The sequence below is a fragment of the Blastococcus sp. SYSU DS0552 genome (genome assembly GCF_054050815.1).
The window spans coordinates 16,832-33,123 of record NZ_JBJHAB010000015.1 but is presented as its reverse complement, the minus strand read 5'-3'; the positions used below and the strand labels follow the sequence as shown (position 1 = coordinate 33,123).

Annotated in this window: 14 protein-coding genes and 4 tRNA genes; 12 read left to right on the top strand and 6 right to left on the bottom strand. The window is 71.9% G+C overall.

Going from position 1 to position 16,292, the window contains the following annotated elements; translation table 11 throughout:
- The first annotated feature begins 180 nt into the window (after positions 1-180).
- From ACI8AG_RS15220 to ACI8AG_RS15205, 4 genes are all read left to right on the top strand, one after another.
- Entirely contained in the window at positions 181-645 is a 465-nt protein-coding gene (locus tag ACI8AG_RS15220; protein ID WP_456588613.1) for an SsgA family sporulation/cell division regulator, read from the top strand.
- 96 nt (positions 646-741) lie between these two features.
- Positions 742-814 (top strand) — tRNA-Gly (locus ACI8AG_RS15215).
- 41 nt (positions 815-855) lie between these two features.
- Positions 856-926: transfer RNA gene (locus tag ACI8AG_RS15210), tRNA-Cys, on the top strand.
- A gap of 57 nt (positions 927-983) precedes the next feature.
- Positions 984-1,058: transfer RNA gene (locus ACI8AG_RS15205), tRNA-Val, on the top strand.
- Between the two features lie 123 nt (positions 1,059-1,181).
- Here ACI8AG_RS15205 and coaE read toward each other — a convergent pair.
- Positions 1,182-1,778 (bottom strand): dephospho-CoA kinase, encoded by a 597-nt coding sequence (coaE, locus tag ACI8AG_RS15200; protein WP_456597710.1) that lies wholly within the window; start codon positions 1,776-1,778, stop codon positions 1,182-1,184.
- Positions 1,779-1,923: 145 nt separating this feature from the next.
- Here coaE and ACI8AG_RS15195 point away from each other — a divergent pair, with 145 nt between their 5' ends.
- Entirely contained in the window at positions 1,924-2,184 is a 261-nt protein-coding gene (locus ACI8AG_RS15195) for a hypothetical protein (protein ID WP_456588611.1), read from the top strand.
- Between the two features lie 191 nt (positions 2,185-2,375).
- On the opposite strand, the gene rpsA is transcribed toward ACI8AG_RS15195, so the two are convergent.
- A complete protein-coding gene (gene rpsA / locus ACI8AG_RS15190) occupies positions 2,376-3,845 on the bottom strand; it encodes a 30S ribosomal protein S1 (protein WP_456588610.1) in 1,470 nt (489 codons plus the stop codon).
- A 220-nt stretch (positions 3,846-4,065) separates the two neighbouring features.
- Here rpsA and ACI8AG_RS15185 point away from each other — a divergent pair, with 220 nt between their 5' ends.
- A complete protein-coding gene (locus ACI8AG_RS15185; RefSeq protein WP_456597709.1) occupies positions 4,066-4,920 on the top strand; it encodes a class I SAM-dependent methyltransferase in 855 nt (284 codons plus the stop codon).
- 12 nt (positions 4,921-4,932) lie between these two features.
- Here ACI8AG_RS15185 and ACI8AG_RS15180 read toward each other — a convergent pair whose 3' ends face one another.
- Together ACI8AG_RS15180 and polA are read right to left on the bottom strand one after the other, a co-directional pair.
- The gene (locus ACI8AG_RS15180) at positions 4,933-6,006 is read right to left on the bottom strand and encodes an AI-2E family transporter (protein WP_456597708.1); all 1,074 of its coding nucleotides are present in this window, start codon (positions 6,004-6,006) and stop codon (positions 4,933-4,935) included.
- 52 nt (positions 6,007-6,058) lie between these two features.
- Positions 6,059-8,797: a DNA polymerase I gene (gene polA, locus ACI8AG_RS15175; RefSeq protein WP_456597707.1), complete on the bottom strand. Its 2,739-nt coding sequence runs from the start codon at positions 8,795-8,797 to the stop codon at positions 6,059-6,061.
- Positions 8,798-8,863: 66 nt separating this feature from the next.
- Here polA and ACI8AG_RS15170 point away from each other — a divergent pair, with 66 nt between their 5' ends.
- The 5 genes from ACI8AG_RS15170 to ACI8AG_RS15150 all read left to right on the top strand — a co-directional run bounded on the left by ACI8AG_RS15170 (position 8,864) and on the right by ACI8AG_RS15150 (position 13,701).
- Positions 8,864-9,274: a PaaI family thioesterase gene (locus tag ACI8AG_RS15170; RefSeq protein ID WP_456588606.1), complete on the top strand. Its 411-nt coding sequence runs from the start codon at positions 8,864-8,866 to the stop codon at positions 9,272-9,274.
- Between the two features lie 164 nt (positions 9,275-9,438).
- Positions 9,439-10,815 carry a branched-chain amino acid ABC transporter permease gene (locus ACI8AG_RS15165; protein WP_456597706.1) on the top strand — a complete coding sequence of 459 codons (1,377 nt, stop codon included), beginning with the start codon at positions 9,439-9,441 and terminating at the stop codon, positions 10,813-10,815.
- Between the two features lie 3 nt (positions 10,816-10,818).
- Complete coding sequence (locus tag ACI8AG_RS15160; RefSeq protein ID WP_456588604.1) at positions 10,819-11,817, top strand: branched-chain amino acid ABC transporter permease; 999 nt, start codon at positions 10,819-10,821, stop codon at positions 11,815-11,817.
- On the top strand, positions 11,807-12,799 hold the full coding sequence (locus ACI8AG_RS15155) for an ABC transporter ATP-binding protein (RefSeq protein WP_456597705.1): 993 nt from the start codon (positions 11,807-11,809) through the stop codon (positions 12,797-12,799). Before ACI8AG_RS15160 ends, ACI8AG_RS15155 begins: the two co-directional genes overlap by 11 nt.
- Positions 12,796-13,701 (top strand): ABC transporter ATP-binding protein, encoded by a 906-nt coding sequence (locus tag ACI8AG_RS15150; RefSeq protein ID WP_456597704.1) that lies wholly within the window; start codon positions 12,796-12,798, stop codon positions 13,699-13,701. Before ACI8AG_RS15155 ends, ACI8AG_RS15150 begins: the two co-directional genes overlap by 4 nt.
- A 257-nt stretch (positions 13,702-13,958) precedes the next feature.
- Here the strand turns inward: ACI8AG_RS15150 and ACI8AG_RS15145 are convergent, their stop codons facing one another.
- Both ACI8AG_RS15145 and ACI8AG_RS15140 read right to left on the bottom strand, forming a co-directional pair.
- Positions 13,959-15,299, bottom strand: coding sequence for an ABC transporter substrate-binding protein (locus tag ACI8AG_RS15145; RefSeq protein WP_456597703.1), 1,341 nt, complete (start codon positions 15,297-15,299; stop codon positions 13,959-13,961).
- Between the two features lie 234 nt (positions 15,300-15,533).
- Positions 15,534-16,133 (bottom strand): ANTAR domain-containing response regulator, encoded by a 600-nt coding sequence (locus tag ACI8AG_RS15140; RefSeq protein WP_456597702.1) that lies wholly within the window; start codon positions 16,131-16,133, stop codon positions 15,534-15,536.
- A 79-nt stretch (positions 16,134-16,212) separates the two neighbouring features.
- Here ACI8AG_RS15140 and ACI8AG_RS15135 point away from each other — a divergent pair.
- A tRNA-Leu gene (locus ACI8AG_RS15135) sits at positions 16,213-16,286 on the top strand.
- Positions 16,287-16,292: the final 6 nt, after the last annotated feature.

Sequence of the window (16,292 nt, the reverse complement as noted above, 5' to 3'; positions counted from 1 at the left end):
GCACGTGGCGAGCGCCACCGGGTCGCCGAGCCCCCCGCACGACGCACGTCGCGGCGGTGGCGACCCGGCCGGTGCGACACGCCCAGCAGGTTCGGAACACCCGTCCGTGGCGCATGATGCGGGTGTGACCAGAGCACACGAAGCACGTCACTTCTCACAAGCGCCGTCGTTGGAACTGTCATGACCAGCCGATGGACTCCCGGCCACATCTCCCCCGTCACCCTGCAGCTGGTCGGCCCGCGCTCGTGGACGGAGGTCCCGGCCCTGCTCTGCTACGACCCCACCGATCCCTACGCGGTGCGCATCGCCTTCGGTGACGCCGGGGACTCGGACGACGCGGTCGACGGCGAGGAGAGCATCGCCTGGCTGGTGAGCCGGGAACTGCTCCAGGCCGGCCTCGAGCACCCCGCCGGCGACGGCGACGTCCGGGTGTGGCCCGCGCGCGCCACGGCCGACCTGCTGTACCTGCACCTGCGGGCCCCCTCGGGCGAGGCGCTCTTCGAGCTCTCCCGCGCGACGGTCGCCGCCTTCCTCCGCCACACCGAGGCCCTGGTGCCGTCCGGGTCGGAGGGCGCACTGCTGCAACTGGACGCGGAGCTCGACGCCCTGCTGTCCAACGGCGGGCCGGACTCGCCAGGACACTGACCTGCGAGAACGCTCCGGTGGACCCCCGGGGGAAGAGGGTGGGGGACCCCCCCCTGCACACCCCCTCCGGACGTCCGCTAGAGTTCTTCTCGTAACGCGGACGTGGCTCAGCTGGTAGAGCATCACCTTGCCAAGGTGAGGGTCGCGGGTTCGAATCCCGTCGTCCGCTCGGAACCTCGGGCACCGGTCGAGAGATCGGTGCCCGCGTGCGGTGGAGTGGCCGAGAGGCGAGGCAACGGCCTGCAAAGCCGTCTACACGGGTTCAAATCCCGTCTCCACCTCGTCGCTTCCTCGCGGGGCACGAGCGCGGAGGAGGGTCCGGTCGTCAGGCCGGAAAAGGGCGATTGGCGCAGCGGTAGCGCGCTTCCCTGACACGGAAGAGGTCACTGGTTCGATCCCAGTATCGCCCACCACGACAGCAGAGCCCCGGGGCTCGGCCCGGGGCTCTGCTGCGTCTCGGGACGGCGTGCCCGTGGCCGGCGCACGTGATCGAGCTCGCACCACCGCACGGCGACGATTCCCCGGGCGGCCGGCGCTCAGCTCCGCAGCGGCTCGACCCGCTCGGCCCAGAAGCGCCCGACCTGCTCGGCCAGCTGCTCCAGGGACCCGCTGTTGTCCAGGACGACGTCGGCAACCGCGCGCCGCTGCTCGTCACTCGCCTGCGTGGCGATCCGGGCACGCGCGTCGGCCTCAGTGAGGCCCCGCCCGACCAGCCGGGCGAGGCGCGTCGACAGGTCGGCCTCCACGACGACGATGAGGTCGTAGGTTCCCGCCTGCCCGGTCTCCACGAGCAGGGGGACGTCGTTGACGACGACGGCGTCGTCCGGCGCCGTGGCGACCAGCTCGGCGGACCGCTGCCGCACCATCGGGTGGACCAGCGCATCGAGCCGACGGCGGGCCTCCTCGTCGGAGAACACGATCGCCGCCAGTGCGGCGCGGTCGAGGGAGCCGTCGGCCGCGAGCACCCCGTCGCCGAACGCGGCCGCGACCGCGGCGAGCCCCGGGGTGCCCGGCTCGAGCACCTCCCGCGCGATCCGGTCGGCGTCCACGACCACCGCGCCCCGTTCGGCCAGCAACCGGGCCACGGTGCTCTTGCCCGAACCGATGCCACCCGTGAGTCCGATCCTCAGCACGCACGGACAGTAGCGACCGCCCGGACGCAGATCACGGAGAGGTAACACGCCGCCGACGCGCCGGGCGCGTCGCAGCAGTCACACGCGCACCACCGTTAACGTCTGCCCCGGCGATCTTCCCCGCCGAGAGAGGCAGAACGAGAACATGTCACGTCACACGCCCGTCGCATCCCCGTCGTCCCGCGCCGCCGGCCGGCACCGGCTCGGTGCTGCCTCGGGCGTGCGCTGCGCCGACATCCCCGCCGTCCGCGAGCGGATGCAGTACCAGCGCCCCGCCGTCGCCCACCGCAGCTCGCTGCTGCGCTGGATGTTCTCCACGCCGACCACCGGCCGCCACACCTGGAGCTTCCTCGCCGGCTCCGGCGGCCGCCCCCGCACGGCGTTCGCCATCATCCTGAGCCTCTGAAAGAGGACCCTCCAGCAGGGTCGATCGACGACGCGAAGGGCCCGTGGACACCGTCCACGGGCCCTTCGCCGTGCTCGCACCCAAGCCGACGCACCCGCGCGGGCTCGGACAGCAGCCGGGAACGCCAGAGGCCCAGGACCGCTCGGGTCCTGGGCCTCTGACGTTCAGCGCTGGCGGGTCAGACCCTCAGGTCACTCCCCGCCGGCCAGCTTGGCACGCAGCGCGGCGAGCGCCTCGTCGCTGGCCAGCGTGCCGCCGGTGCTGGCCGGGGCGTCCGGACCGGCAGCGTCGTCGCTGGAGTAGCTGCCGCCCGCCGCAGCCTCGGCGTCGGCCTCCTTGGCCGCGGCGATCTGCTTGCGGTGCGCCTCGTAGCGCGCCTGGGCCTCGGCGTACTGCCGCTCCCACGCCTCGCGGGCCTCGTCGTAACCCTCGAGCCACTCGCCGGTCTCGGCGTCGAAGCCCTCGGGGTAGATGTAGTTGCCCTGCTCGTCGTAGGACGCAGCCATGCCGTAGGCGGCCGGGTCGAAGGTCTCCTCGTCGCCGACGACGCCCTCGTTGGCCTGCTTGAGCGACAGCGAGATGCGGCGGCGGTCCAGGTCGATGTCGATGACCTTGACCAGGATCTCGTCGCCGACCTGCACGACCTGCTCCGGGATCTCCACGTGGCGCTCGGCCAGCTCGGAGATGTGCACCAGGCCCTCGATGCCCTCGTCGACGCGCACGAACGCGCCGAAGGGAACCAGCTTGGTGACCTTGCCGGGGACGACCTGCCCGATCTGGTGGGTGCGGGCGAACTGACGCCACGGGTCCTCCTGCGTCGCCTTCAGCGACAGGGAGACCCGCTCGCGGTCCAGGTCGACGTCGAGGACCTCGACGGTGACCTCCTGGCCCACCTCGACGACCTCGGACGGGTGGTCGATGTGCTTCCACGACAGCTCGGAGACGTGCACCAGGCCGTCGACGCCGCCCAGGTCCACGAACGCACCGAAGTTGACGATCGAGGAGACGACACCCGAACGGACCTGACCCTTGGCGAGCTTGTTGAGGAACTCGCTGCGGACCTCGGACTGGGTCTGCTCCAGCCACTGGCGGCGGGACAGGACCACGTTGTTGCGGTTCTTGTCCAGCTCGATGATCTTCGCCTCGAGCTCGCGACCCACGTAGGGCTGCAGGTCGCGGACGCGGCGCATCTCGACCAGCGACGCCGGGAGGAACCCGCGCAGGCCGATGTCCAGGATGAGGCCACCCTTGACGACCTCGATGACGGTGCCGGTGACGACCTCGTCGGCTTCCTTCTTGGCCTCGATCGTGCCCCAGGCGCGCTCGTACTGCGCACGCTTCTTGGAGAGGATCAGCCGCCCTTCCTTGTCCTCCTTCTGGAGGACCAGGGCTTCCACCTCGTCGCCGACGCTGACGACCTCGTTCGGGTCGACGTCGTGCTTGATGGACAGCTCGCGCGAGGGGATGACGCCCTCGGTCTTGTAGCCGATGTCCAGCAGCACCTCGTCCCGGTCCACCTTGACGATGACGCCCTCGACGATGTCGCCATCGTTGAAGTACTTGATCGTCTGGTCGATCGCCGCGAGGAAGTCCTCGGCGGTACCGATGTCGTTGATGGCGACCTGGGGAGTGCTGGAAGGACGGACCTGAGTGGAGGTCATGTGGTTGGTTGCTCCGGACGGTTTATGCGTAGGGACAGGACGACCCGCGGCCGTCGGACCGCGGGGAGGTACAGCGGGGAGAACCGGCGCGGGCATTCCCGGAAAGGGAAGGGCACGACAGACCTCTGGCGCGTCTCCATGGTACGGACGCCGGGCGCGTCCGGTCCACCTGGGTGGGAGCGGTCTTCCCCGGTCGGCGGCGTGTCACCATCGGCGTGTCATGGACGCATCCTCCGCCGGCCCGCCCCTCCCCCTCGGCAGCGACGGCTACCCGGCCGCCGGGGGCGTCGCCCGCCGCCCGGCGGGCACCGCGGAGTCGGTGCGCGCCAACCGCCGCTGGTGGGACGCGGCCGCGCCGGCCTACCTCGCCGAGCACGGCCCCGACCTGGGGGACGCCGACTTCCTCTGGTGCCCCGAGGGGCTGCGGGAGGCCGATGCGCACCTGCTGGGCGACGTCGCCGGCCGGCGGGTGCTCGAGATCGGCTGCGGCTCCGCGCCCTGCGCCCGGTGGCTGCGGACGGCCGGAGCGGAGGTCGTGGCCATGGACCTCTCCGGCGGCATGCTCGCCCGCGCGGCGGAGCTGAACCGGTCCACGGGCATCGCCGTCCCGCTGCTGCAGGCCGACGTCGGCTCCCTCCCGGTCGCCGACGCGAGCGTCGACGTCGTGTGCTCCGCGTTCGGCGGGCTGCCCTTCGTCGCCGACGTCGAGGGGGCGCTGCGCGAGGTGGCGCGGGTGCTGCGACCCGGCGGCCGGTTCGTCGCCTCGGTCAACCACCCGATGCGCTGGCCGTTCCCGGACTCGCCCGATCCCGAGGACCTGCGGATCGTGGCCTCCTACTTCGACCGCACGCCGTACGTGGAGACCGACGGTGCGGGCCGGGCCGTCTACGTGGAGCACCACCGCACGGTCGGCGACTGGGTGCGCGCCGTCGTCGGCTCGGGCCTGGTGCTGCAGGACCTGGTCGAGCCGGAGTGGACGCCGGGGCGCACCGAGAACTGGGGCCAGTGGTCCCCCGAGCGCGGCGCGCTGGTGCCCGGGACGTTGATCATCGTCTGCGGGAAGCCGGCGGCCTGATCCCCGCGCCGGTCACGCCTCCGCCGGCTCCCCCGCGATGGGCGGGCGCCCGCGCCGCACCCACAGCTCGTGCGCCGCGGCCGTGATCGCGGCCGCCAGCGGGACGAACAGCAGCGCGCCGGCGATCCCCCACAGGACGCCGCCGACCGTGACGGCGATCAGCACGGTGACGGCGTTGAGCGGCAGGCGGTTCCTCATCACCCACGGCTCGACGACGTCGTTGCCGATCTGCTGGACGACCACCACCAGCGCCAGCACCAACAGCGCCGTCGTCAGCCCGCCGGAGCCGTAGGCGACGGCCACCGCGAGGAGGCCGGCGACGAAGGCGCCGATCGTGGGGATGTAGGAGGCGAGGAACTGCAGCACGGCCAGCGTGAGCGCCAGCGGGACGCCGATGAGCAGCAGCCCGGCGCCGATGCCGACCGCGTCGAACAGCGCCACGACCGTCAGCCCGCGCACGTAACCGCCGACCGTCGTCCAGGCGGCGCGACCGGCGGCGTCGACGTCCTCGCGCACCCGGCCGGCCAACTTGCCCAGCAGCCAGCTCCACATGCCGGCCCCACCGACCAGGAAGAGGAAGGCCAGCACCACGGTGAGGAAGGCGGCGATCAGCACCTCGGCGGCGGTCTGGGCGGGGCCGAGGAGATCGCCGGCGCTCGCGCCCCCGGCCCCCGAGCCGCCACCGGAGGAGTTCGCCCACGGCACCTGGATGCCGAACCGCTCCGACAGCTGCCCGGTGACCTGCTGGAACTGGTCGCGCAGCTGGGGCAGCTGATCGACGATGCGGGCGCCCAGCCCGGCGGCGATCCCGGCCACCGCCGCCAGCAGCAGGGCGAGGGCGCCCAGAGCACCCAGCCAGCGCGGAACGCCCGTGCGCTCGGCCCACCCCACCGCGGGCGCGGCGACACCGGCCAGCAGCAGCGCCACGGCCACGGCCACCAGGGGCAGGGTGAGCCGGACCGCGAACCCGGCGAGCAACCACAGCAGGACCGCCAGCACGAGCAGCCGGCCACCCACGGCCGCCGACCGGGCCAGCCAGGGCGGGACCGGCTGCTGCTCGGGACCGGGCGTGCGTGGAGAGCTCATGCCTCCGACATGATCAGCAGCGCGGGAGCTGACACATCGGCCCGGGAGGGGCTCAGTGCGCGGCGGCGTCCCAGCTCGGCCCGACGCCGACCGAGACCTCCAGCGGCACCGAGAGCTGGGCGGCCCCGGCCATCTCCCGGCGGACCAGCGCCTCCAGGGCGTCCTGCTCCCCCGGCGCGACCTCGAGCACGAGCTCGTCGTGGACCTGGAGCAGCATCCGGGACCGCAGTCCCTCGGCGGCGATCGCCTTCTCCACGTTGAGCATCGCGACCTTGATCACGTCGGCGGCGGAGCCCTGGATGGGCGCGTTGAGCGCCATCCGCTCGGCCATCTGCCGGCGCTGCCCGTTGTCGCTGGTGAGGTCGGGCAGGTAGCGCCTGCGGCCCAGGGTGGTCTCGGTGTAGCCGGTCTGCCGGGCGTCGTCCACGACGCCGTCGAGGTAGTCGCGGATGCCGCCGAAGCGCTCGAAGTAGGCGTGCATCTGCTCGCGCGCCTCCTCCACGGAGATGCGCAGCTGCCCGGACAGCCCGTAGGCGGAGAGGCCGTAGGCCAGGCCGTAGCTCATCGCCTTGATCCGGCGCCGCATCTCCGGGTCGACCTCCTCGATCGGGATGTCGAACGCCTTGGACGCGACGAAGGAGTGCAGGTCCTCCCCCGAGGTGAACGCCTCGATGAGCCCCTCGTCGCCGGAGAGGTGCGCCATGATCCGCATCTCGATCTGGCTGTAGTCCGCCGTCATGAGCGACTCGTAGCCCTGGCCCACGACGAACGCCTGCCGGATCCGGCGGCCCTCGGCGGTGCGGATCGGGATGTTCTGCAGGTTCGGGTCGGTCGAGGAGAGCCGGCCGGTGGCCGCGATCGTCTGCTGGAACGTGGTGTGGATGCGGCCCGCGTCGTCGACCATCGGGATGAGGCCGTCGATGACGGTGCGCAGCCGCGTGACGTCGCGGTGGCGGAGCAGGTGCTCCAGGAACGGGTGCCCGGTCGTGGCCAGCAGGCCGGTCAGCGCCTCGGCGTCGGTGGTGTAGCCGGTCTTGTTCTTCTTGGTCTTGGGCAGACCCAGCTCGTCGAAGAGCACCGCCTGCAGCTGCTTCGGGGAACCGAGGTTCACCTCCCGGCCGATGACGGCGTAGCACTCGGCCGCCGCCGCGGCGACGCCGTCGGCGAACTCCTTCTGCAGGTCGTGCAGGAACTCCAGGTCCGCGGCGATGCCCCGGTACTCCATCGCGGCGAGCACCCGGGTGAGCGGCAGCTCGATCTCGCCGAGCAGGTGGCCGCCACCGCGCTGGCCGAGCACCTGCTCCAGCGCATCGGAGAGGTCGTTGACCGCGACGGCCTTGAGGACGTCGGCCTTCGCGGCCTCGGCGGCCCGGTCGTCCTCGCTGGGCCCGAGCCCGTCCAGGGTGAGCTGACCGTCGGCCTCGGCGGCGTCCTTCAGCTCCCGGCGCAGGTAACGCACCGCGAGGTCGCCCAGGTCGAACGAGCGCTGCCCGGGCAGTGCGAGGTAGGCGGCCAGCGCGGTGTCGCTGACGACCCCGGCGAGCTCCCACCCGCGCGCCCAGATGGCCAGCAGCGGGCCCTTCACCTCGTGCACGACCTTGGGGCGCTCGGCGTCGGACAGCCACGCGGCGAGCGCCTGCTCGTCGGCGACGTCCAGGGCCGGGCCGAGGTCGACGAAGGCGGTGTGGTCGTCCGCGGCGGCCAGCGCCAGCCCGGTGAGCTCACCGGTGCCGCGACCCCACGTGCCGCGGAAGATGACGCCGGTCTGCCCGGTGCGGGCGTGGGCGTCCAGCCAGGAGCCGAGCTCGCCGGCCGGGACCTCGTCGACGGTGACGTCGAAGCCGCCCTCGACCTCCGGCTCGGCGCTGGTCAGCGTGGCGAACAGCCGGTCGCGCAGCACGCGGAACTGCAGGTTGTCGAAGAGGGTGTGCACCTCGTTGCGGTCCCAGGCCTGGACGGCGAGGTCCTGCGGCCCGACCTCGAGGGGAACCTGCCGGTCGAGCTCGGTGAGGCGCCGGTTCTGCAGCACGGAGGAGAGGTGCTCGCGCAGCTTCTCCCCCACCTTGCCCTTGACCGTGTCGACCTGGTCGACCAGGGCGTCGAGGGAGCCGTACTCCCGCACCCACTTGGCGGCGGTCTTCTCACCGACGCTCGGGATGCTGGGCAGGTTGTCGCTCGGGTCCCCCCGGAGGGCGGCGAAGTCGGGGTACTGCACGGGGCTCAGCCCGTACTTGGCCTCGACCTCCTCCGGCGTGAACCGGGTCATGTCCGAGACGCCCTTGCGCGGGTAGAGCACGGTGACGTGCTCGTTGACCAGCTGCAGCGCGTCGCGGTCGCCGGTGGCGATCAGCACGTCCATGCCGTGCTCCACCGCCTGCACGGTGAGCGTGGCGATGACGTCGTCGGCCTCGTAGCCCTCGGCGGTGATCACCGGGACCCGGAGCGCGCCGAGCACCTCCTGGACGAGGCTCACCTGGCCGCGGAAGTCGGTCGGGCTCTCGGCCCGGTTGGCCTTGTACTCCGCGTAGATCTCGCTGCGGAAGGTCTTCCGGCCGACGTCGAAGGCGACGGCGAGGTGGGTGGGCTGCTCGTCGCGCAGGATGTTGATCAGCATCGACGTGAAGCCGTAGACGGCGTTCGTCGGCTGGCCCGTGGTGGTCGAGAAGTTCTCCACCGGCAGCGCGAAGAACGCGCGGTAGGCCAGCGAGTGCCCGTCGAGCAGGAGCAGGCGCGGGCGCGTGCCCGTGCTCGAGGGGGCGGCGGGCGCGGAGGTGGCAACCGGAGCGGACATCGTCGACGATCCTAGGGGCGGCTCCCGACAGAACCGGGGCGCCGACCGCTGGCTACGGTGCCAGCCGTGACCACCCCTCCCCCGGACTGGCTGCCCGACGGCATCAGCAGCCCTCTCGACGACAAGCTCGGCGTGCGGATCACCGACTGGAACCCCGACCGGCTGGTCGCCACGATGCCGGTCGCCGGCAACGAGCAGCCCTTCGGTCTGCTGCACGGCGGGGCCACCTGCACGCTCGCCGAGACGATCGGGTCCATGGCCGCGGCCGTCGGCGCCGGCCCGGACCGGCAGGTAGTCGGCATCGAGCTCAACGTCAGCTATCTCCGCGCGGCGACGGCCGGCACGGTGACGGCCGTCTGCACGCCGGTGCGCCGTGGGCGGACGCTCTCCACCTTCCTGATCGACATCACCGACGACCAGGGCCGTCGGACCGCCACCGCACGGCTGACCTGCATGTCGATGGCCGCGCGGGGCTGAGCCCGCCGGATCGGCCGCGTCCCCCGCCCGGTCTACATCTCGCGACTGTCCGCAACGCCCGCAGCACGGCGTGTCGCGGAAAGGTCACAGCTCGGCGCACGGTGGCGGCTTGACCGCGCAACTGCGTTAGGTTCCTGCCTCAACGAATCCGCCGAGGAGGTCGAGTGACGCACCCGACGGACCGTGTCCGCCGGCACGGTCGACGATGCAGGCCCGCACGCGCGTGGTCTGGGAAGCCGGCCGGCACACCGGGGAGCGGCGGCCTCACGGCCCTGCGCCTGCTGCTGGTCGCGCTGTTCACCGCCGGCCTCGCCACGCTGACCCCGGGCGCCGCGCACGCAGCGGAGGACCCGGCGGAGACCGCGAGCGAGCAGGTCTCCGGCACCCTGCGCACCAGCCTCAGCGGCCCCATCGAGGGGGTCGAGGTCGTCGTCACCACGCCGGACGGCGACGAGGTCGGCACCGACGAGACCGACGAGAACGGCCGGTTCGCCGTCGAGCTGCCCGGCCCCGGCGAGTACACGGTCACCGTCCCCGAGGACGCGCTCCCCGAGGGGGTCGAGTTCAACTCGGGCAACAGCCGGACCGTCACCGTCGACCCCGGTCGCAACCAGGGCGTCATCATCGGCCTCGACGACGGCAGCCGGAACTCCGGCGGCGGCACGGTCCGGTGGGTCCAGCTGCTGGTGGACGGCCTGCGCTTCGGCCTGCTGATCGCCATGGCCGCGGTCGGCCTGTCGCTGATCTTCGGGACGACCGGCCTGACCAACTTCGCGCACGGGGAGCTGGTGACCATCGGCGCCATCGCCGCCTGGTTCATCAACGTCGAGGGCGGGGTGCCGCTGATCCCGGCCGCGTTGCTGGCGATGGTGATCGGCGCGGTCGTGGGCCTGCTCAACGAGCGCCTGCTGTGGCGGCCGCTGCGCAGCCGGGGCACCGGCCTGGTGGCCGCCCTGGTCATCTCGATCGGCCTCTCGCTGCTGCTGCGCTACGCCTACCAGATCTTCTTCGGGGGCAGCTCGCAGGCGTACGCCGACTACCGCGGGCAGCGCGCCGTCGACTACGGCCCGTTCAACATGACCGACAAGGACCTCTACTCGATCGTCATCGCGCTGGTCGTACTCCTGCTGGTCGCGCTGATGCTGCAGCGGACCACGATGGGCAAGGCGATGCGCGCGGTGGCCGACAACCGCGATCTCGCGGCGTCGTCGGGCATCGACGTGAACCGGGTGATCCTGGTCGTCTGGATGATGGGCGGCGCGCTGGCCGCGCTGGGCGGCGTGCTGCTCGGGCTGTCCGACGAGGTCCAGTGGGACATGGGCTTCCGGCTGCTCCTCCTGATGTTCGCCGGGGTGACCCTGGGCGGGCTCGGCACCGCCTACGGCGCGCTGGTCGGGAGCATCGTCGTGGGCGTCTTCGTGCAGATGTCCACGCTGGTCATCCCCAACGACGTCAAGTACGTCGGCGGGCTCCTGCTGCTGATCGTGATCCTCATGGTCCGACCGCAGGGCATCCTCGGCAGCCGGGTTCGGGTGGGTTGAGCAATGGGTGAGTTCATCGACGCGCTGGCGATCGCGGTCAAGGCAGGAATCGGCTTCCAGGCCGTCTTCCTGGCCCTCCTGGCGCTCGGCATCAACATGCAGTTCGGCTACGCCGGACTGCTCAACTTCGGCCAGATCGCCTTCGCCATGGTCGGCGCCTACGGGATCGCGGTCTCGGTCAGCCAGTGGGGGCTGAACTTCTGGGTCGGGGTCGCCATCGGGCTCGCCGCCGCGGTGGTCCTGGCGCTCCTGCTGGGCCTCCCCACGCTGCGGCTGCGCGCGGACTACCTCGCCATCGCGACCATCGCGACGGCGGAGGGGCTGCGGCTGCTGTTCCGCTCGGTGTCGGCGACGCCGGTCACCAACGGCTCCCGCGGCATCTCCGGCTTCAACCGCGGCTTCGTGGAGCTGGCCCCGTGGGACACCAGCCGCCGCTACCGCCTGCTCGGCACCTTCTGGAGCGGTGCGGACCTGTGGGTGACGGCGGTGGGCTGGACGCTGGTCGCCCTCGGCTGCCTGCTGGTGTGGGGCCTGGTCCGCAGCCCGTGGGGCCGGGTCGTGAAGTCGATCCGCGAGGACGAGGACGCCGTCCGCGCGCTCGGCAAGAACGTGTACGTCTACAAGATGCAGGCGCTGGTCCTCGGCGGCGTCTTCGGTGCCCTCGGGGGCATGGTCTACGCCCTCGGCACCGGGTCGGCGACCCCGGACCAGTACCAGAACGCCAACACGTTCCTCGCCTACGTGGCGCTCATCCTGGGCGGCGCCGCGCGCGTGCTCGGGCCCGTCGTGGGCGCCATGCTGATGTACTTCATCATCCAGTTCGCCGACTCCGGTCTCCGGAGCATGATCGAGACCGGCGTCATCCCCGAGGGCCTGCTGTCGACGACCGACGTCGCCCAGATCCGCTTCGTCATCATCGGTCTCGGGCTGATCCTGCTGCTGGTGTTCCGCCCGCAGGGGATCTTCGGCGACCGACGAGAGGTGATGCTCGATGCCCGCTGAGCCCATCCCCACCGGCGCCACGGCGTCCGGCGCCCGCATGCTGGCCCGCGAGGCGCTGCGCGACGTGCCCTGGGAAGTCGGCGTCGCCAAGCCCGACCCGGCGATCGTCGTCGACGGGGTGACCCGCACCTTCGGCGGGCTGACCGCCGTGTCGGTCGACCACCTGGAGGTCCAGCGCGGCGGGATCACCGGGCTGATCGGCCCCAACGGGGCCGGGAAGACCACGTTGTTCAACCTGCTCACCGGGTTCGACCAGCCCGACAGCGGGACCTGGTCCTTCGACGGGCGGCCGCTGGGCAAGATGGCGTCGCACCAGGTGGCCCGGCTCGGCGTCGTGCGCACCTTCCAGCTCACCAAGGCGCTCTCCCGGCTCACCGTGCTGCAGAACATGCTGCTCGGCGCCCAGGGGCAGAAGGGCGAGGGCTTCTTCTCGGCGCTCGTCCCCGGGCTGTGGCGGGCGCAGGAGCGGGCCAACACCGAGAAGGCGCTGGAACTGCTCCGACGGTTCAAGCTCGACGCCAAGAAGGACGAGTTCGCCGGCACCCTGTCCGGTGGTCAGCGCAAGCTCCTCGAGATGGCCCGGGCGCTGATGAGCGACCCGAAGGTGGTCATGCTCGACGAGCCGATGGCCGGCGTGAACCCGGCCCTGACCCAGAGCCTGCTCGGGCACGTCAAGGACCTGCGCGAGCAGGGCATGACGGTCATCTTCGTCGAGCACGACATGGACGTGGTCCGCGACATCAGCGACTGGGTCGTGGTGATGGCCGCGGGCAACGTGATCGCGGAGGGGCCGCCGGAGTCGATCAGCCAGAACCAGGCCGTGGTCGACGCCTACCTCGGCGCCCACCACGACGCCCCCCTCAGCCTCGAGGAGGAGGACGCGCAGCTCGCCGAGGCCGAGGACACGATCGCGCGGCAGCAGGGCCGGGGCGGGGACACCCTCCGCTCCGACGGCACGCACCGGAAGGGCGGCGACCGATGACGATCGATCCGGGCGCGGGCGGGGACCCGCGCACCAGCACGAACCCCGAGTACGAGTTCGACCGGCCGGTCGACCAGGGCACCGGCGCGCCGGTCGCCACGGGAGAGGACGGCCCCACGGCCGGCGTCTCCCCCGCCGAGCTCGCCGCCACCCGGCCCGAGCACACCCGGCTGGCCGAGGGCGCCCTGGTGCGGGCCGACGAGCTCGTCGCCGGCTACGTCCCCGGGGTGAACATCCTCAACGGGTGCGACTTCTACCTGCAGGAGGGCGAGCTGGTCGGCATCATCGGCCCCAACGGGGCCGGGAAGTCGACGCTGCTCAAGGCCCTCTTCGGGCTGATCCCGGTGCGCTCGGGCACGGTGACGCTGCGCGGGGAGGACATCACCTCCGCGCCCGCGCACCGGCTGGTGTCCCTCGGTGTGGGTTACGTGCCGCAGAACAACAACGTGTTCCCCTCGCTCACCATCGAGGAGAACATGCAGATGGGCGCCTACCTGCGGCCCAAGGTGTTCAAGGAGCGGTTCGACTACGTCGCCGAGCTGTTCCCCATGCTCGGTGAGCGGCGTCGGATCAAGGCGGGCTCGCTCTCCGGCGGCGAGCGGCAGATGGTCGCCATGGGCCGGGCGCTGATGATGGAGCCGTCGGTGCTGCTGCTCGACGAGCCCTCGGCCGGCCTCTCCCCCGTGTACCAGGACGAGGTGTTCATCCGGTGCCGCCGGATCAACGCCACCGGGGTCTCGATCATCATGGTCGAGCAGAACGCCCGGCGCTGCCTGCAGATCTGCGACCGCGGCTACGTCCTCGACCAGGGGCGCAACGCCTACACCGCGACCGGCGAGTCGCTGATGCACGACCCGAAGGTCATCGAGCTCTACCTCGGGACGCTGGCCAAGGCGCACTGACCCCCGCTCGGCACGCACACGGCGCCGGCACCCCGCACGGGGTGCCGGCGCCGTCGTCGTCCTGACCGGTGCGCCGCGGGTGGCCCCGGGCCCGTGGTCGCGACCCCAGGCGTCTGCCACCGCGGCGACGACCGCACGGCTGCGGCGACGGCGCGCAGCGGTGTGCACTGCGACCGGGCAGACGCACAGGGGCCCGGCACCGATGCGGTACCGGGCCCCTGGTGGCTGTCAGCGGATCAGCGATCCGCTCGCCGGGTTCAGCCGCGCGCCGGGCCGATGCCCTGCGCGTTGAGCCCCTCGATGATCCGGGCGGACTCGTCGAAGCCGATGACCACGATGGCGTCGGGGTTGAGGTCGACCATCTGCTGCACCTCGGCGTCGTAGTTCGCCGCCGTGGGGTCGTAGATGACCAGCTCGATGCTGTCCTCCGCCAGCCCGCTGCTCACCAGGTTGTCGACGGTGTTCTCCGCCAGCCCGGTGCCGTAGGAGTCGTTGCGGGCGAGGATCCCGACGGTGCTCACACCGTCAGCGATGATCTCGTCGGCCAGGGCGCGAGCCTGCAGCGTGTCCGGCGGGGCGGTGCGGAAGTACAGCCCGCCGTCGTCGTAGTTGGTGAACTCGTCGGACGTGTTCGCCGGCGAGATCTGCACGACACCGGCACCGGTGACCTTGTCGATGACCGTCCGGGTGACGGCCGAGGACGCCGCACCGACGATCACGTCGACGTTCTGCTGCAGCAGGGCGTCGACCGACTGGGTCGCGATGTCGGTCGAGGTGTCACCGGAGTCACGCTGGATGAGCTGCACCGGCTGGCCGAGCACGCCGCCGACCCCGTTGATCTCCTGGACGGCCAGCTCGGCGGCGGCGATCTCCGGGGGGCCTAGGAAGGCCAGGTCGCCGGTCTGCGGGAGCAGGGTGCCGATGACGAGCGGGTCGTCGGAGGTGGCGCCCGGCGGGGCCGGCGCAGGGCCCTCGTCCTCCGCGGCGTTCGCCTCGTCGCCGGCGAGCACGAACTCGGTCTCGTCGGCGGCGATCGTGTTGTCGTCGCCGAACTGCAGGATGCCGAAGCTGGCCACGGAGGGCTCACCGGGCGCGGCGAAGGCCAGCGGGCCGGAGACGCCGTCGTAGTCGGGGTTGCCCCCGGCGTTGACGATCTCCTGACAGGAGGCGAAGTCCGTGCAGGTCTCCCCGCCGAAGGTCACGCCGTTGATGTAGGGGGCGAACACGGCGGGGTCGGCGCTGCCCGCCAGCGACGCGGCGATCGCGGAGATCATGATCGCGTCGTAGGTCTCGCCGGCGTAGTTGAAGTCGACCAGGTTCGGGTCGACCTCGAGCAGCCGGTTGGTGAAGTCCTCACCCAGGTCGGTCAGGGGCGTGGTGCCCTTCATCCCGGCGAGCGCGCCCTCCTCGGTGAACGACTCCCCGAGCGCGTTGCCCATGTTGCCGTCGGTGCCGTAGACGTTGACCTGCTTCTCGCCGCTGTCGCCGCCGCCCTCGGCCGACGTGCCACCGTCCTCGTCGCCGCCACCGCAGGCGGTCAGCGCGAGCAGGGCGGCACCGGTGACGGCGATGCTGCGGGCAGTAGTGCCAGTGCGCATCAAATGACTCCCAGTGTCATCAGTGCGCCCGGCGCCGGCGCGCGTACGCGACGACCGCCGACCGGGCGCCGATCGGTGCGCAGAACCTAGCTGCCGTCCGGAAGGTTGCACCCGGCCCGAGAGGGACCGTGATGAGGTCGTGACCTCGGTGTCCGCATGGTGGAACCGCGGGCACGGTCGGTGATCGCCAGGCGACGCTGCGGCGCGACAGACCTGCCGGAACGCCGTCCGGGATCAGGCGGTGCTGTCGTCGGGCGTCGCGGTGGCCGTCAGGATCGACTCCGCGAGGGCCTTCATGCTGGTCCGCTGGTTCATGGCGGTGCGCTGGATCCAGCGGAACGCCTCGGCCTCGGTCATGCCCTGGTCGGCCATCAGCCGGCCCTTCGCCCGCTCGACGACCTTGCGGGTCTCCAGCCGCTCCTCGAGCGACTTCACCTCGCCGTCGAGCGCGGTCATCTCGGCGAACCGGCCCCGCGCCACCTCGATGGCCGGCACGAGGTCGTTCTTGGAGAACGGCTTGACCAGGTACGCCATCGCCCCGGCGTCGCGCGCCCGCTCCACCAGCTCGCGCTGGCTGAACGCGGTGAGCACGATGACCGGCGCCACGCGGGCCGAGGCGATCTGCTCGGCGGCGGAGAGCCCGTCGAGCACCGGCATCTGGATGTCGAGGATGACCAGGTCGGGGCGGAGCTCCTCGGCGCGTTCCACGGCCTGCTGGCCGTCACCGACCTCGGCGACGACCAGATACCCCTCCTCCTCGAGCATCTCCTTGAGGTCGAGACGGATCAACGCCTCGTCCTCGGCGATCAGAACCCGGATCGGCTCGCTGCTCACGGGGTGGCAGCCTATCGGCGTGGGCGCCGGCCCACCGCCCGGCTACTCTTCTCGGGCGCCGGTCGCACCTGGCCGGCACGCCCCCGTACCCCAATCGGCAGAGGGAGCGGATTCAAAACCCGCGCAGTGTGCGTTCGAGTCGCACCGGGGGCACCGAGC

Coding starts and splice junctions, on each gene's coding strand:
- ACI8AG_RS15220 (WP_456588613.1), top strand. CDS start 181: ATGACCAGCCGATGGACTCCCGGCCACATCTCCCCCGTCACCCTGCAG.
- ACI8AG_RS15195 (WP_456588611.1), top strand. CDS start 1,924: ATGTCACGTCACACGCCCGTCGCATCCCCGTCGTCCCGCGCCGCCGGC.
- rpsA (WP_456588610.1), bottom strand. CDS start 3,845: ATGACCTCCACTCAGGTCCGTCCTTCCAGCACTCCCCAGGTCGCCATC.
- ACI8AG_RS15185 (WP_456597709.1), top strand. CDS start 4,066: ATGGACGCATCCTCCGCCGGCCCGCCCCTCCCCCTCGGCAGCGACGGC.
- ACI8AG_RS15180 (WP_456597708.1), bottom strand. CDS start 6,006: ATGAGCTCTCCACGCACGCCCGGTCCCGAGCAGCAGCCGGTCCCGCCC.
- polA (WP_456597707.1), bottom strand. CDS start 8,797: ATGTCCGCTCCGGTTGCCACCTCCGCGCCCGCCGCCCCCTCGAGCACG.
- ACI8AG_RS15160 (WP_456588604.1), top strand. CDS start 10,819: ATGGGTGAGTTCATCGACGCGCTGGCGATCGCGGTCAAGGCAGGAATC.
- ACI8AG_RS15155 (WP_456597705.1), top strand. CDS start 11,807: ATGCCCGCTGAGCCCATCCCCACCGGCGCCACGGCGTCCGGCGCCCGC.
- ACI8AG_RS15150 (WP_456597704.1), top strand. CDS start 12,796: ATGACGATCGATCCGGGCGCGGGCGGGGACCCGCGCACCAGCACGAAC.
- ACI8AG_RS15145 (WP_456597703.1), bottom strand. CDS start 15,299: ATGCGCACTGGCACTACTGCCCGCAGCATCGCCGTCACCGGTGCCGCC.